Origin of the sequence: Granulibacter bethesdensis, from assembly GCF_001889525.1 — a bacterium.
GTDB classification, from domain to species: Bacteria; Pseudomonadota; Alphaproteobacteria; order Acetobacterales; family Acetobacteraceae; genus Granulibacter; species Granulibacter bethesdensis_C.
Window position 1 is genome coordinate 404,572 of the sequence record NZ_CP018192.1, and the last position, 14,080, is coordinate 418,651.

Below are 14,080 nucleotides of genomic sequence, written 5' to 3' on the forward strand. Positions count from 1 at the left end.
TTGACGTTTAAACATATCCTGAATGGAACTCTGGCTGCCTCCCTGTTAGCGGCTGCTATTGCGGTTTCTGTGCCTGCGCATGCGGGTGATACGCCTGTTCCGCCCAGCGCCCTCAAATTCACCAACACAGTCAGTGGTGATCCACTAGATTTGAACGACTCCTTGCCAGATGGGCGTGATACGCCTGCCGTCAAGCAATTCCTTCAGACCGGGCATAACCCGTATAATCTGATTGAATCCTGCCTTCCCAATGGCAAAAGCCTGTGGCTTTCTGCCTGTTCCGGTTGTCATGGTGGAGAGATGGAGGGCAAGGTTGGTCCCTCTCTGGCTGATGACTACTGGACTTATGAGACGAACAAGACCGACCAGGGCTTGTTCTCCACGATCTTCGGTGGTGCGAACGGTATGATGGGTCCGCATAATCAGGATCTGACCATGGATCAGATTCTGCGCGTGATGGCCTGGATTCGTTTCCACTATGAAGGCCCGAAGCACACGGATGAAGACATGCCGTGGCTGACGGACGCTCAGCGCAAGAGCTTCAAGCTCTTCAAGAAGGAAGATGAGGCCAAGTTCCCCGCGAGCGAGGACGCAAAAGCCTGCAAGCTTCCCGGCTAACCATCCAAACCAAATCAGGAGGAAGTCATATGTTCAAGAGAATCATCCAGGGAACCCTGGCAGCGGCCCTGATCGCCGGTGCGGCTGGTGCTTCCGTTGCTCATGCCGCTTATGACGGCACGCATTGCAAGGCGCCGGGCGTGTGCTGGGAGCCGGAACCCGGTTATCCGGCAATCCTGAAAGGGTCCAAATATGACCCGCATCATGATCCGAAAGAACTGGCGAAACAGCAGGCTGCTCTGGACGCTCAGGAAGCCCGCAACAAGTTGCGTGTCGAAAACTTTGTCAAGACCGGCAAGTTCGAGTTCGATGTGAACAAGCTACAGGGTCAGGGTAACTGAGGTCTCTGACTTTTATGTCAGGATCAATGGCCGACGCCAGCGCCGAGGCTTTTAGCCTCGGTGGTTGGCGGGAGCGTGCGATTGCGTTCGAAGCGGCAGTGTCTGGTGCCGTTCTGGGGCAGCAACGTGTCGTTCGTCTTATGACCATCGCTATTTTGGCACGGGGCCACGTGCTGCTCGAAGGCGATGTGGGTGTCGGTAAAACCACTCTTTTAAGAGCCGTTGCAAGAGCGATTGGCGGTCCATACGAGCGTGTCGAAGGCACGATCGATCTGATGCCTGGCGATCTGATTTACCATGCCGCCATTGGCGATGACGGTAAGCCCAGGCTGGAGCCGGGGCCGGTGTTGCATCATGGTGAAGATCTTGCCGTTTTTTTCTTCAATGAAATCAATCGTGCCCGTCCGCAGGTGCATTCCCTGCTGCTGCGTCTGATGGCTGAGCGAAGTGTAACGGCTTTTAATCGCGAAATTCTGTTGCCTCATCTTCTGGTTTTTGCAGACAGAAACCGTCTGGAGCGTGAAGAAACCTATGAGCTGCCTGCCGCGGCCCGCGATCGTTTCTTTATGGAAATTCCAGTTGAAACCCCTGCCGATGATACCATTCGGCGACAATTGATCTTCGATCGTCGTTTCCATGATGTGGACAATCTGATCGGTTCGGTTGAGACCAATATTCTGCCTCATACCACACTGGATGGGGTGGCAAGGGCTATTCAGGCCCGTATCCATTCTTCAGATGCGTTCGAAGCGTATGTGGTACGGCTCTGGAATGCTCTGCGTTATCCTGGTCAGCATGGCATCATGCTGGAGGGTGTCGATATAGATCGTCTGGTGCAGGGAGGCGCCAGCCCGCGTGGTCTCAGCTATCTGGTGCGTGCGGCCAGGGTCAATGCTTTCCTCAATGGGCGCGATATGGTCGTGCCGGAAGATCTGCGTGCCGTGTTTATGGAATCGATGGCGCATCGCATCTTCCTTGATCCACTCTATGAACTTCGACGGGAGACTCTGGTGCCGGCGCTGTGCCGCCAGGTGCTAGAGCGCGTGCCGGCCCCGTGAGCGACGCAATGCCGGCGTTCGATGACGCCGCGTTGCCTGATCTGGCCTATAAAGTGCGTTGGCGAGTGCCGGGGGCTAGACCCGGCAGTCACCGGGGCCGCCAGAATGGCAGCGGAGGGGAGTTGAGGGGATATGTTCCCTTCTGGTCCTCCCCGGACACACGGCGTATCGACTTTGCCCGCTCGGCGAAGGAGCCGGATGGCACGCTTATGGTCCGCCAGATTGAGCAGCGCAGCGCCATTGATGTCTACGTTATAGCCGATCTGTCGGCGTCGATGGATCCGACCGAGGATGGTGCACGCCGCGCCGAAATTGCCAAACTGGTGAAGGTTCTGTCACAATCAGCCCGCAGAAGCGGGGATGCGTTCGGCTTTATCGGTTTCGGAGAAACTGTAATGCGGGACGGCCTTCTCAAGGCTTCCCGCGTCAGGGGAGCAGAGCAGGCTGTTCTTGAGCGTTTGCAGACGGAGCCGCTGACGGCACGCAACATCAATGGCCTGAAGGATGTCGCTGCCTACCTGGGTACCCGTCGGCGTCTGGTGTTGCTGGTGTCTGATTTTCATGCCCCCCGATCAGTGCTGGAACCGTCATTGGCGGCGTTGGGGCGTCATGACATCGTCCCCATTGTTTTGCGGGATCGGCGCGAGCACGAATTGCCATCGGGTTTTGGCTTTATCCATGTGCGGGACGTGGAAACCGGGCAGCCGCGCAGTCTGCTGTTGCGTCCGGCTTTGCGTCGACGATGGTCGCAGGCGGCAGCCGAGAATATGCGGATGCTGGGACAGTTGTTGTCTACATATGGCCGGCCTCCTTTCTTCGCTTGGGACCGGATCAATTATGAACGCTTGAGCGAACATTTGCTGGCAGGCTGAGATGAATGCATTTTCGCACAGATCGGCGGTTGCGTTGCTGTTGGCAATAACAGCTGCGACCGTACATCCATCCTGTTCCGTCGGGGCCGCCGACATGGCGCATCATGATGCCGCCATAAAAGGTGCCTCTCTGGCATTTCATCCACCTGGCCGTCTGTTCGGCTATTATATTGGGGATGTTCTGGACAGTACGGTCGATATAACCCTTGCAAAGGGTGAGATACTCGACCCGTCTACTGTGCCGACACCCGGTGATATCAATTACTGGCTGACACTGCGCAGGGTCGATGTCATCCGGCATAAGCTTGCAGATGGTGGAGAACAGGTTCGGCTGACTCTACAATATCAGACGTTTTACGATCCGTTGGAACCAAAGAAGTTGCCGGTTCCCGGCTTTACGCTCGTGATCCATGGGGCGGGAGCGGACAGAAAACTCAGCACGCCGACATGGCAGTTCTTAAGTTCACCTATCCGCGAAGTCAGCCCTGGCGAAGATGTCGATGCAAGTTTTCTCCAGCCGGACCACTGGCCGCCATTGCCGGATGTCACCATCCCACGCAGGGCTACGCTGGCGGCGCTGGGTGTGGCGCTGCTGTCTCTGATCTGGCTCGGCTGGCTCTCGGGCTGGTTCGGCACGGTGTTGCGTCGACGGTCACGGCCTTTTGGATTTGCGGTCCATCAGATTCGCCGGGAGCGTGGTCGGGAGGAAAGCGAAGCGTATCGCAACAGCCTAAAAGCCTTGCACGAAGCTTTCGACCGTACCGAAGGCGGTCTCGTTCTGGCCGAGGATGTGCCGGGTTTCGTCACCCGTCATCAGCGTTTTGTCGGATTGAAAGCAGAGATCGAGCAATTTTTTGAGGCATCAAGATGCTGCTTTTATGCCTCCGATGTTGTGCAGGCGATGCAATCTTTTCCACCGCAAGCGGTCCTGGCACTGGCGCGTCAACTCAGCCGGTCTGAACGCGCATGATGCATCTCGCCATTGATAGACCATGGGTCTTGCTGGCGGGATTGCTGGCATTGTGGCCGTTATTGGGCGCTGGCTTCCGCCGGGTCGCTTTTCCATCTGTCATGGTGGTTCCGGCGGATCGTCTCTCTGCTGTGGTGGCCTGGGTTCTGCGGGTGCTGGGGGCGATTGCGATCATTGCGGTGGTATTGGGGCTGGCAGGTCTGCATCGGGAAAAGCTGACGATCCAGAAAGTCGGCCAGGGTGCACAGATCATGCTGTTGATTGATCGCAGCATCAGCATGGACCAGACCTTCGATAATCAGACACCGAATGCAGCCAAGGAATCGAAGACGGATGCGGCCATTCGGCTGGTGAAAGATTTTTTCCGTCAACGCCAGCATGACCGTTTTGGTGTTGTCGCTTTTTCAACGTCTCCTATTCTGGCAATGCCTTTGACCGAGCATCGTGCAGCGGTAGAGGCTTCTCTGGATGCCATGCGGCGTCCGGCCATTGCCCGCACCAATATCGGTCGTGGCCTGTCGCTAGCTTTCGCGCAGCTTCAGAACAGTTCTCCAGATGCGGCGCGTGTGGTTCTGTTCGTATCAGACGGCGCAGGTGTCATCGATGGAGAATTGGAGCCTCGGCTTCATGCCGAGGCCGTAAAGCTCGGCGTACATATCTATTATTTATATCTCCGCACGGAAGGCGATCCAGGCTTGCATGCGACAGGCGAAACGGCGGATGCCGATGCCCCTGCCGCGTTGGATGCATGGTTTTCCGGTCTGGGTGTGCCATACAAAGCGTTCGAGGCTGATAATCCGAATGCCCTGAAATCCGCTGTTGATACCATCAATCGACTGGAAGCAGCGCCTATCGTCTACAATGAATATGTGCCGCGTGAGGATTACAACCGCTTCTGCTACGGTATTGCAGCGCTGGTTCTCGCGGTTTTATGCATGGCACGATTTCTGGAACGCGATCTGTATCGCGGCAGGAGGGCGGCATGACAAGCAGAATACAATGGTTGACGCCCGGCAGAATCAGAATCGCTTTGGCATGGCTGGTGTTCGGCGGAGCTTTAGGGGTTACTGGATGGCAGGGGATGCACTGGCAGCGTGCCCTGCGTGATACGCATCTTATGAAGCAGTTGCGGTATCGCAATGATGTGACCATTCCCGCCAATGCGGCTCCCGAGGTGTATGTAGCCCGGGGACACTATCTGCTGGAAATGGGCAAATACGAGGATGCGCGGTCGGTACTGGAGCATATGCAGCATGCTCCCCCGCATCTGCGTGCGATGCTGTCTTATGATATTGCCAATACCATGATGCGACGGGCTATCGACGAGATTGACAATGATGCTCTGGAGAAAAGCATTCCGCTGGTGATCAGTGCCAAGCAGGATTATCGTCGCGCGTTGAAAGATGATCCCCTGAACTGGGATATGAAGTACAATCTGGATGTGGCCATGCGGATGGTGCGGGATTTCCCCGCTGCCGAGCAGGAAGAAGGTGATTCCTTGCCTGCGACCAAAAAATTGTGGCCCAACATGCCGGGTCAGCCGCAGGGATTACCCTGATGGGAAGGGCGCGCATTCTTTCCTGGCCGGCCGCACGTGATCCACGGTTCTGGTTGAGCGCGGGTGCTATTTTTCTGTTGGTGTTGGCAGTCATTTTGCCGCGGGTTTACCATACAGGCCCGTCTTACCGCATGGTTGCCGTGGTCGATATCACGGGCAGTATGAATACGCGGGATCAGATGCTGAATGGTCAAGTCGTCAGCCGTCTGGACAAGGTGCGGCATGATCTGAGTGATTTTGTCGGGCGACTGCCGTGTGGATCCCAGTTCGGGCTGGCGATTTTTACCGAGCGTCGCCCCTATCTGGTGGTTGAACCCGTTGAAACCTGCGCGAATTTTCCAGCCCTGGACGATGAGATCACGCATTTGGACTGGCGCATGGCGTGGGAAGGAGACAGCCATATTACAGAGGGGCTGTACCGCTCGCTCGTTCTTGCGCATGATCTGAATGCCGATCTGATGTTCATGACGGATGGGCAGGAAGCCCCCCCTCTGCCATGGACTGGGCCGCCGCCTTTCGACGGAAAGAAAAGCATTGTCAAAGGGCTGATCGTCGGTGTCGGGGGGCTGACGCCTACACCGATTCCCAAATACGACGACCATGGCCGTCAGGTCGGATTCTGGAGACCGCAGGATATTCCGGCAGAAAACGAGGCGGCACCGCCGCCGCCGGATGCGGAAAACCGTGAAGGATACAACCCCCGTAATGCGCCTTTTGGCAATGTTGGCGGTAATGCATCCGGCTCATTATCAGCGGTGGATGAAAAACACTTGCAATCACTGGGAACAATTACCGGCCTCGACTATTTTCACCTCGGCGCAGGTGATCTGAATGGTGTCGCCGAAAAGTGGATGACGAAACGTCCGGTCAGGCAACTGGTGGAAATTTCGTGGATTCCTGCCCTGCTGTCGCTTGTGGCGTTGGGTTTATGTTATCTTGTCCTTCCCGTATGGGGCGTGGTCGCAGTCTGGCGATCCCGTGCGCAGGCCCGGCGGCGGCTGGAGGACAGAAATGCAGGACGAGACAGCAATAAGGCGTCCTCTGTGGCGGTCAATCCTGCTCCCCAGGCCCTTTACCGCGCTTAAGCATTCTATCAAGGCCCGTCTGATCGTGCTGCCGCTGGTTATTCTCGCGGCAGCAATCCTGTTTGTCATCGGCGTGGTCCTGTTCGATTCCAACCAGCGGATCGAGCAGGAAATTCAGTCCGGCACAGAATTGGGCGACATGCTGATTCACTATGCGTTGCGTAGCCTGGGCCATTCTGGCGATCAGGATGCTGAGATCGAGCATTTGATTTCTGATCTCTCGAACATTCGCCATGTGATTTTTATCTATGTGCCTTCCGGTGCTACGCCGCCTCATGCGGCTCCACCGCTTGTGGGGAGCGGGGCACCCGCATGGTTTGCGGGGTGGTTTCATGTTCCACGTCCCGTTCGTTCCTTCCCGGTGCAGATTGAAGGCGTATTTCGTGGCGATATCGTTATGGTCGGCGATCCTCACAACGAAATTGCCGAAATCTGGGAGGAGCTTAAATTTCTGCTCGGATTACTGGCGTGTGTATCCTTGATGATCATGGCGGCCATGTTCTGGACCGCCCGCTATGCGCTGAGGCCGATCAGCACGCTGGCGGAGGGGTTGCAGCGTATGCGAGCCGGGCAGTTCGACGCGCTTCCACCTCTTTATGTGACGGAGCTGAAGCCGATTGGGGAGCGCTTCAATCAGCTTGCCGAAACGCTCCGTGCGGTGCGCGGCGATAATGAGCGTCTGCTGGAACAGATGGTTTCGTTGCAGGAAACGGAACGTCGTGAACTGGCTCGTGAACTGCACGATGATTTTGGCGCTACCTTGTTTGGCGCTCGTGCAGAGCTGGCTACCTTGTTGCTGGAAGCCCGCAGGCAGGGCGAGGCAGGGCAACTCATTATCGAGCGCGCTCATGCTGTCGCAAGATTGATCGATCAGATTCAACAGCAGAATGGCCGTATTCTGGAACGGCTGCGCCCGATGGCGCTGGATCACATGGGGATTGCCGATGCTATTCGGGATCTGATGACCCAATGGCAGGATCGCTATCCAGAGATGGAGTGGTGGCTTTCCATGCCACGTGATCTCAGGATAGAAAATGATCAGATCAACCTGGTTCTCTACCGGACTGTGCAGGAATGCCTGACCAATGCGGTGCGGCATTCCTCTGCCGAGCAGGTCAATGTCACTCTGTCATGGCATGATGGAGTGTCAGGACAGGGCTCATCGCGCCGTCTGCAGCTTCTGGTAACAGATGATGGCACTGGCCTGCCGGAGCATTTCCGGATGGGATTTGGATTGTTGGGAATGACGGAGCGGTTGCGGCAATGCGGGGGCGAGTTGAAAGTGCGGAACAATCATCCGCATGGCACCGTGGTGGAAGCAGTTATGCCGGTTGCAGCCGTGCAGAAGGAAACAGCGGAATGACGCAGCCGATGATCAAGGTTCTGGTTGTGGAGGATCATCCGCTGGTGCGTGCCGGATGCCATCGCGTGCTGAGCCGCCGGGACACGCTGGAAGTGCTGGAGGCCAGTTCCGGTCAGGATGGTGTTGCCATCAATGCTGCACAGAAACCGCATGTCATCATCCTCGACATTAACCTGCCGGATAGCAATGGCTTCGATCTGCTTGATGATCTGCTGAGTGATAATCCTGATGTGCGTATTATCGTTCTCAGCATGTATGGCGATACGCATTTCGTGCGCCGTGCCCTTGATCGGGGCGTCAAGGGATATGTCACCAAGAACGACGATCCGGAGACAATCCTGCTGGCCATTGATCAGGTGATGAATAACGGCGTCTATCTGGGGCAGGTGGTGGCGCAGTCTCTGGCTCTGGGAAGGCTGATGCCGGATTCCAATGTTGCAGCTGAGCTGTCTGTCAAAGAAAAGCGTGTGCTGGAACTGCTCGGCGATGGGTTGAGCCTGTCGGAAATCGCTTACGAGCTGGGCGTCAGCTACAAGACAGTGGCCAATATGAGTGGCGCTCTGCGCACCCGGCTTAAAATTCGCACCGGGGCTGCGCTGGTCAAGTTCGCAGTGGAATGGAAGGCGCGTACCCAGCCGTAAAGGCAACGGTGTTGCGCCTGCCTGACATGGAAAATTATTGCCGCCCGTATGTGTCTTCCAGGCGGACGATATCATCTTCACCCAGATAGGCGCCGGACTGTACCTCGATCAGGGCCAGCGGGATATGACCGGGATTGGACAGGCGATGCACAGTGCCGAGCGGCAGATAGATGCTTTCGTTCTCCCGCACCAGAATGTCTTCCTCATCGCGGGTCACGATGGCTGTGCCTGCGACAACGACCCAATGTTCGGCCCGATGGTAATGTTTCTGAAGGCTTAGACGATGACCGGGGGAAACGACAATACGCTTCACCTGGAAACGGTCACTCTGGATCAGGCTCTCATAAAAGCCCCAGGGGCGATAGATACGGTTATGGCTGGCTGCTTCGGGTTTGCCTGAGCGTTTCAGGCGATCGACGATCTTTTTCACATCCTGCGCATGATCGCGATGCATGGCCAGCACGGCATCTTTTGTCGTGACGATCACCGCATCTTTCAGCCCGATCACGGCGGTGACGATGCCGTCAGACCGCACATAGCAGTTGCTGGCGCTTTCCAGCATGGCATCGCCCTGAACGACATTGCCGTGATCATCCTTATCGCCCAGTTCCCATAATGCGCTCCAGCTGCCAACATCGGACCAGCCGATATCGGCCGGAACCACGGCAGCACGGCTGGTTTTCTCGGCGACGGCATAATCAAGGCTGATATCCGGGCATGCCATGAACGGTTCCCGGGCCAGTCGCAGGAAATCGAGATCCTGCGTACGCCCGGCCACGGCGGCGGTCACGGCTTCCAGTACGGCGGGGGCGTGCTGGCGCATTTCTTCGATCAGTGTGCGGGCCGTAAAGACGAACATCCCTGAATTCCACAGATGCTGGCCGGAACTGACCAGTGCCTGAGCGGTGGTGGTATCGGGCTTTTCCAGAAAGCGGCGCAGGCGATGCACACCGGAAAGGTCAGTGATCGAATCGCCGACTTCGATATAGCCATATCCGGTTTCCGGAGCGGTAGGCTGCATGCCGAATGTGACGAAATATCCGGCCTTCGCCGCAGCCACGGCCTTGCCAAGCGCCGCAAGCAGAGCATCCGGCCGGGTGACGGAGTGATCGGCTGCCAGCATCCACAGCACCGAATCGGGATTGGTTTCAGCGGCAAGCAAGGCAGCTGCCAAAATCGCCGGTGCACTATTGCGCCCGCATGGCTCCAGAACGATGCGTACGTTCTCGACTCCGGCCGATCGCGCCTGCTCGGCAATCAGAAAGCGATGATCCTGATTACACACCAGAATGGGAGGGGCGAATTGCGGTCCTTGCGCCCGGTGCATGGTGTCCTGGATCAGGGAATGGTCCCCTGTCAGATTCCAGTATTGCTTGGGAAACGACTCGCGGGAGACGGGCCACAGACGGGTTCCTGTGCCTCCCGACAGGATCACCGGGATAATGGCTTCCGGCGGAGAGAGCGGCTGGAAAGGCGCTTTGAGGGAGTCCGGGCCGCTTTCAGTCTGATCCATGGGAACCATTATCCTGCATCAATAAAGGCTTGGGCCGGAAAAAGCGGGTGCAGGCCGATGGCCTTTGGGGCGGTTATTCCGACAATCACGGGATTACCGTTGGCATAGTCCGGGAGCAACGTTTCTCTCACAGCGGCCGACGTGCACGTTCCAGCAGGCGTCCCAGAAAACCGGGTTTACGCGGTTCCGTTGGAGCGTACGCAGGTTGGGCTGCTTGCTGACGGGCGGCCTCGGCTTCTGCCCGTTTTACTGTCAGCCATTTGTCCAGTGACATACCGGCCTTGGCGGCGCGCCGCTCCTCATAGGCACGCTGGCCTGCGGACAGGGACTGCGCTGCCTGCGGGGATCCGCTGGCGGTCGTTCTGGTAGAGGAAGCAGAAGAAGATCTGGTCATGCGGTTCCCGGTGCATACTGAAATAAGGAGGCGTGGTCTGGCTTGCCTGTTGAAAGGCAATTTTATCCGAACCTCCACGATTCTCCTGCTTGTGCCAAAGCCGCTGAAGGCCAGCAAGCCAGGGTATAGGCAGGTAAAGGAGAGAAGCCGGAGGAAAACCCATCGGGATTGTCTGGTTGGCGGGAGCGTGGTTTCATGACGCAATCACAATCAAGTGATGTCGACCATCAGTCGACCATCAATTGGCATGATCGGATTGGAATGGCTGCCATGAGTGAGGCAAGGATCAAGGCCAGACTTTGGGTGCAGGCTGCACTTCGTCAGGCTGATCTGACAGGCCGCCCGGGGATGGTTCTGCGTCATGGCGATGATGATGCCGGTGGAATCGCAGCTGTTCTGCGGGGGCGCGATGGATTTTGCGTGCTGATGCAGACGCGGGCGGCGGATGGAAGTCCCGCCTGGATGCGTGCGGGAGGAGGAGCAGGTTCCCTCACACAGGATCAGGTCGATCAATATCTGACCCGCCAGACCTCCATAGACTCCGACCTGTGGGTGGTTGAATTCGATTCCCCCGATCTGACTCCACCATTCGAGGCAAAAATATTGTAGGAAACAGACGCTTTTATCGTGAGAAGCTGACAAACTTCCCAGTGGCAGAAGGAATCTGTGTCCGTGCTGCCACAGTGATGGATAAAGGCATCATCCCCACCTGCAACTGTGCGACTAACCTGCTACGTTCTCGTTTACCGAGCACAGGCGAACGGGCAAGCCCAGCCCCGTGCCTTGGCTGCGCAAAAGCGCAGGTTTTGAACGAGGAGAGATAGAATGAAGCTCCGGAGTGCGCTCCTGGCTGCGACCGTGCTTGCAGCACCTGTCGCTGCGAAGGCTCAGCCCGTCACCGGCCTGTATGTCAGCGGCGGCGTTGGTGTTAATCTTCAACAGAACCAGACCGTCAATGCCGGCGGCATCTTTTCCGGCGCCGGTTTCAACACCCGCTCTGAACCCGGTGTGACCGGTCAGGCCAGTGTTGGTTACGGTCTCGGCAATGGTCTGCGCGCAGAACTCGAAGGGTTCTACAGCTGGAACGACCTCCGCTCTATCAAGAGCAGCGGCCCGACCAGCAGCAGCGGCAAGAACGAGAAGGCTGGCGCTTTCGTCAACCTGCTCTATGACTTCGACCTGGGTCTGCCGGTCTACCCGTATGTCGGCGTTGGCGCCGGCTACGTTTGGAACCACAACGTGATCAACTCCGTGGGTGCCGGTGGCAATGATGCTCTGCACTACGACAAGAGCACCGACAATTTCGGTTACCAGGGTATCGCTGGTCTGTCCTACCCGCTGCCGGTTCCCGGCCTGTCTCTGACGGCTGAATACCGCTTCATGGGCCTTCTGGACCCGCAGCCTGCCGCTGGCGGTGCTGTTTACGGCCTGACGAACGGTGCTGTCACCAGCCAGGCGCGTGGCAACATGAAGTTCGGCAACGACTTCAACCACCAGATCCTGATCGGCGTTCGTTATGCGTTCGGCGTTACCCCGCCGCCGCCGCCGCCGGCCCCGATCGTGGCGCCGAAGCCCACCGCCGCCCGTACCTATCTGGTGTTCTTCGATTGGGATCGTGCCGATCTGACCGCCCGTGCGCGTGAGATCGTTGCCGAAGCCGCCCGCGCTTCCACGCAGGTTCAGGCAACCCGCATCGAAGTCAACGGCTACACCGACAAGTCCGGCACGCCGCAGTACAACCAGCGTCTGTCCGTCCGTCGCGCCCAGAGCGTTGCGGCCGAGCTGGTCAAGGACGGCGTTCCGCGTAACGTCATCTTCATCCATGGTTTCGGTGAAACCCACCCCCTCGTGCCGACGGCACAGGGCGTGCGTGAGCCGCAGAACCGCCGCGTGGAAATCATCCTCCACTAAGCGTTTCGCACTCTGGATGGAAAGGGAGGGGCATTTCGGTGCCCCTCTTTTTTTGCTTATTTTCCGCAATGCGACATTTTAAGGGGACTTGCCCGTTGCGTTTTTGTCGTAAAGCAGCCGGAATAGCTTCCTGACATCGTATGATACGTCTGTCCGTCACGGAGCGCCCATGCAGGTTCCTCTCGCTGTTTCAGTCGACTCCGCACCCCATCCGGATCCGTTCCTTGGATACGATCCAGGACAGTATTTCTGCGAACTGACTACGCACAGGGAGGGCGGTAGTCAGGCCGGTGAGAAAGTGCGTCAGCGTCTGGCGAAGATTGGCCTGGATAATCTTCGTCAAAGGGCGGCAGCGGCGGAGAATGATCTTATCAATCTGGGGATCACTTTTACAGTCTATTCAGAGGCGACGGCGATAGACCGAATCCTGCCGTTCGACTGCATTCCCCGTATTATCACCAGTGCCGAATGGGCCCAGCTTGAGGCAGGCGTGAAACAGCGTGTCACAGCGTTGAATGCCTTCCTGCACGATGTTTATCACGAGCAGCACATCCTGAATGACGGCACCATTCCGCGTGATCTGGTGCTGGGCAACAGCAATTACCGTCCCGAAATGGAGCATTTCCCGATTCGTTTCGGCACCTATGCCCATATCTGCGGGATCGACATTGTGCGTGATGAAAGCGGTGCGTTTCGTGTTCTGGAGGATAATGCGCGCACGCCGTCCGGGGTGTCCTATGTGATTGAAAACCGTCATCTGATGCTGCGGGCCTTCCCTGATCTGATGTCGGGTATGCGCTTGCGTCCGGTGGATGATTACGGACACCGGCTGAGGGAGGCGATGGCGGAAATCGCGCCGGAGGGTGTGGATGATCCGCAGGTCGTGCTGCTGTCACCCGGAATTTATAATTCAGCCTATTTCGAGCATGTGTTTCTGGCCCGCGAGATGGGCGTGCCGCTGGTCGAGGGTGCTGATCTGACGGTCGAGAATGACCGCGTCTATATGCGCACGACTGCCGGACTGAAGACGGTGCATACGATCTATCGCCGCATCGGTGACGATTTTCTGGATCCGACCGTGTTCCGTCCAGAAAGTCTGCTGGGTGTTGCCGGTCTGATCGGCGCATGGCGGAAGGGCAATGTCACTCTGGCCAATGCAGTCGGTACCGGCGTTGCCGATGACAAGGCGATCTATGCCTACATGCCCCGGATCATCCGTTATTATTTGAACGAGGATCCGATCCTGTCGAATGTGGATACCCATATCTGCCGGGAAAAAGACGGGCTGGCCTACACGCTGGATAATCTGGACAGGCTGGTCGTCAAACCGGTTGGTGAATCAGGCGGCTATGGCATCACCATCGGCCCGCGGGCTACGCGGGAGGAACTGGATCATGCGCGTGCCGCCTTGCTCGCGGATCCGGCCAATTGGATCAGCCAGCCGGTGGTCAATCTCTCGGTTGCGCCGACCCTGACACCGGCGGGTATTCAGCCCCGCCACCTCGATCTACGCCCCTTTGCAGTGACTGGCAGGGATACCTGGGTTCTGCCGGGTGGTCTGTCCCGGGTGGCGATGAAAGCAGGCAGTCTGGTGGTCAATTCTTCCCAGGGCGGTGGGTCGAAGGATACCTGGGTGCTGGAGGATCCAGTGACGGCCCCCCCATCCTCTTCCGGTCTTGTGGAGCCCGGGGCCATTGGTAGCGATGCTCAGCCAATGGGCGAAACCAAACCTGTTACACTGATCTGACGAGAAAGG

General features: G+C 57.5%; 15 protein-coding genes. 13 read left to right on the forward strand and 2 right to left on the reverse strand.

Translation table 11 applies throughout. The features are described 5' to 3' along the window. The 10 genes from moxG to GbCGDNIH6_RS01890 all read left to right on the forward strand — a co-directional run bounded on the left by moxG (position 1) and on the right by GbCGDNIH6_RS01890 (position 8,506). Complete coding sequence (gene moxG / locus GbCGDNIH6_RS01845; protein WP_081369912.1) at positions 1-618, forward strand: cytochrome c(L), periplasmic; 618 nt, start codon at positions 1-3, stop codon at positions 616-618. A 29-nt stretch (positions 619-647) separates the two neighbouring features. Then, positions 648-959: a methanol dehydrogenase [cytochrome c] subunit gene (locus GbCGDNIH6_RS01850; protein ID WP_011631055.1), complete on the forward strand. Its 312-nt coding sequence runs from the start codon at positions 648-650 to the stop codon at positions 957-959. A gap of 26 nt (positions 960-985) precedes the next feature. Next, positions 986-2,017, forward strand: a complete 1,032-nt coding sequence (locus tag GbCGDNIH6_RS01855) for an AAA family ATPase (protein WP_072562653.1) — start codon at positions 986-988, stop codon at positions 2,015-2,017. Positions 2,018-2,025: 8 nt separating this feature from the next. After that, the gene (locus tag GbCGDNIH6_RS01860) at positions 2,026-2,889 is read left to right on the forward strand and encodes a DUF58 domain-containing protein (protein WP_072562654.1); all 864 of its coding nucleotides are present in this window, start codon (positions 2,026-2,028) and stop codon (positions 2,887-2,889) included. 94 nt (positions 2,890-2,983) lie between these two features. After that, on the forward strand, positions 2,984-3,859 hold the full coding sequence (locus tag GbCGDNIH6_RS01865) for a nonribosomal peptide synthetase MxaA (RefSeq protein ID WP_157692293.1): 876 nt from the start codon (positions 2,984-2,986) through the stop codon (positions 3,857-3,859). After that, positions 3,856-4,845, forward strand: coding sequence for a vWA domain-containing protein (locus GbCGDNIH6_RS01870; protein ID WP_081369913.1), 990 nt, complete (start codon positions 3,856-3,858; stop codon positions 4,843-4,845). Before GbCGDNIH6_RS01865 ends, GbCGDNIH6_RS01870 begins: the two co-directional genes overlap by 4 nt. Further along, a complete protein-coding gene (locus GbCGDNIH6_RS01875; protein ID WP_072562656.1) occupies positions 4,842-5,417 on the forward strand; it encodes a tetratricopeptide repeat protein in 576 nt (191 codons plus the stop codon). Before GbCGDNIH6_RS01870 ends, GbCGDNIH6_RS01875 begins: the two co-directional genes overlap by 4 nt. After that, complete coding sequence (locus tag GbCGDNIH6_RS12310) at positions 5,417-6,502, forward strand: VWA domain-containing protein (RefSeq protein WP_072562657.1); 1,086 nt, start codon at positions 5,417-5,419, stop codon at positions 6,500-6,502. Before GbCGDNIH6_RS01875 ends, GbCGDNIH6_RS12310 begins: the two co-directional genes overlap by 1 nt. After that, positions 6,429-7,865, forward strand: a complete 1,437-nt coding sequence (locus tag GbCGDNIH6_RS01885) for an ATP-binding protein (RefSeq protein WP_157692294.1) — start codon at positions 6,429-6,431, stop codon at positions 7,863-7,865. The genes GbCGDNIH6_RS12310 and GbCGDNIH6_RS01885 overlap by 74 nt, the downstream gene beginning before the upstream one ends. Beyond that, entirely contained in the window at positions 7,862-8,506 is a 645-nt protein-coding gene (locus GbCGDNIH6_RS01890) for a response regulator transcription factor (protein ID WP_011631063.1), read from the forward strand. The genes GbCGDNIH6_RS01885 and GbCGDNIH6_RS01890 overlap by 4 nt, the downstream gene beginning before the upstream one ends. Positions 8,507-8,540: 34 nt before the next feature. Here GbCGDNIH6_RS01890 and GbCGDNIH6_RS01895 read toward each other — a convergent pair whose 3' ends face one another. Further along, on the reverse strand, positions 8,541-10,028 hold the full coding sequence (locus tag GbCGDNIH6_RS01895) for a mannose-1-phosphate guanylyltransferase/mannose-6-phosphate isomerase (protein ID WP_232449899.1): 1,488 nt from the start codon (positions 10,026-10,028) through the stop codon (positions 8,541-8,543). A gap of 118 nt (positions 10,029-10,146) precedes the next feature. Next, complete coding sequence (locus tag GbCGDNIH6_RS01900) at positions 10,147-10,413, reverse strand: hypothetical protein (protein WP_232449901.1); 267 nt, start codon at positions 10,411-10,413, stop codon at positions 10,147-10,149. 195 nt (positions 10,414-10,608) lie between these two features. Here GbCGDNIH6_RS01900 and GbCGDNIH6_RS01905 point away from each other — a divergent pair, with 195 nt between their 5' ends. The 3 genes from GbCGDNIH6_RS01905 (at position 10,609) to GbCGDNIH6_RS01915 (ending at position 14,071) form a co-directional block, all read left to right on the forward strand. Beyond that, positions 10,609-11,022: a DUF1491 family protein gene (locus GbCGDNIH6_RS01905; RefSeq protein WP_408874826.1), complete on the forward strand. Its 414-nt coding sequence runs from the start codon at positions 10,609-10,611 to the stop codon at positions 11,020-11,022. Positions 11,023-11,238: 216 nt separating this feature from the next. Next, positions 11,239-12,324: an OmpA family protein gene (locus tag GbCGDNIH6_RS01910; RefSeq protein ID WP_025319590.1), complete on the forward strand. Its 1,086-nt coding sequence runs from the start codon at positions 11,239-11,241 to the stop codon at positions 12,322-12,324. A gap of 169 nt (positions 12,325-12,493) precedes the next feature. Then, positions 12,494-14,071, forward strand: coding sequence for a circularly permuted type 2 ATP-grasp protein (locus tag GbCGDNIH6_RS01915; RefSeq protein ID WP_072562658.1), 1,578 nt, complete (start codon positions 12,494-12,496; stop codon positions 14,069-14,071). Positions 14,072-14,080 lie beyond the last annotated feature (9 nt).

Excerpts from the sequence above, each read along its gene's own strand:
- GbCGDNIH6_RS01855 (WP_072562653.1), top strand. The coding sequence starts at position 986 with ATGGCCGACGCCAGCGCCGAGGCTTTTAGCCTCGGTGGTTGGCGGGAG.
- GbCGDNIH6_RS01850 (WP_011631055.1), top strand. The coding sequence starts at position 648 with ATGTTCAAGAGAATCATCCAGGGAACCCTGGCAGCGGCCCTGATCGCC.
- GbCGDNIH6_RS01890 (WP_011631063.1), top strand. The coding sequence starts at position 7,862 with ATGACGCAGCCGATGATCAAGGTTCTGGTTGTGGAGGATCATCCGCTG.
- GbCGDNIH6_RS01915 (WP_072562658.1), top strand. The coding sequence starts at position 12,494 with ATGCAGGTTCCTCTCGCTGTTTCAGTCGACTCCGCACCCCATCCGGAT.
- GbCGDNIH6_RS01885 (WP_157692294.1), top strand. The coding sequence starts at position 6,429 with ATGCAGGACGAGACAGCAATAAGGCGTCCTCTGTGGCGGTCAATCCTG.
- GbCGDNIH6_RS12310 (WP_072562657.1), top strand. The coding sequence starts at position 5,417 with ATGGGAAGGGCGCGCATTCTTTCCTGGCCGGCCGCACGTGATCCACGG.
- GbCGDNIH6_RS01860 (WP_072562654.1), top strand. The coding sequence starts at position 2,026 with ATGCCGGCGTTCGATGACGCCGCGTTGCCTGATCTGGCCTATAAAGTG.
- GbCGDNIH6_RS01870 (WP_081369913.1), top strand. The coding sequence starts at position 3,856 with ATGATGCATCTCGCCATTGATAGACCATGGGTCTTGCTGGCGGGATTG.
- GbCGDNIH6_RS01875 (WP_072562656.1), top strand. The coding sequence starts at position 4,842 with ATGACAAGCAGAATACAATGGTTGACGCCCGGCAGAATCAGAATCGCT.
- GbCGDNIH6_RS01895 (WP_232449899.1), bottom strand. The coding sequence starts at position 10,028 with ATGGTTCCCATGGATCAGACTGAAAGCGGCCCGGACTCCCTCAAAGCG.
- GbCGDNIH6_RS01910 (WP_025319590.1), top strand. The coding sequence starts at position 11,239 with ATGAAGCTCCGGAGTGCGCTCCTGGCTGCGACCGTGCTTGCAGCACCT.
- GbCGDNIH6_RS01865 (WP_157692293.1), top strand. The coding sequence starts at position 2,984 with ATGGCGCATCATGATGCCGCCATAAAAGGTGCCTCTCTGGCATTTCAT.
- GbCGDNIH6_RS01905 (WP_408874826.1), top strand. The coding sequence starts at position 10,609 with ATGACGCAATCACAATCAAGTGATGTCGACCATCAGTCGACCATCAAT.
- GbCGDNIH6_RS01900 (WP_232449901.1), bottom strand. The coding sequence starts at position 10,413 with ATGACCAGATCTTCTTCTGCTTCCTCTACCAGAACGACCGCCAGCGGA.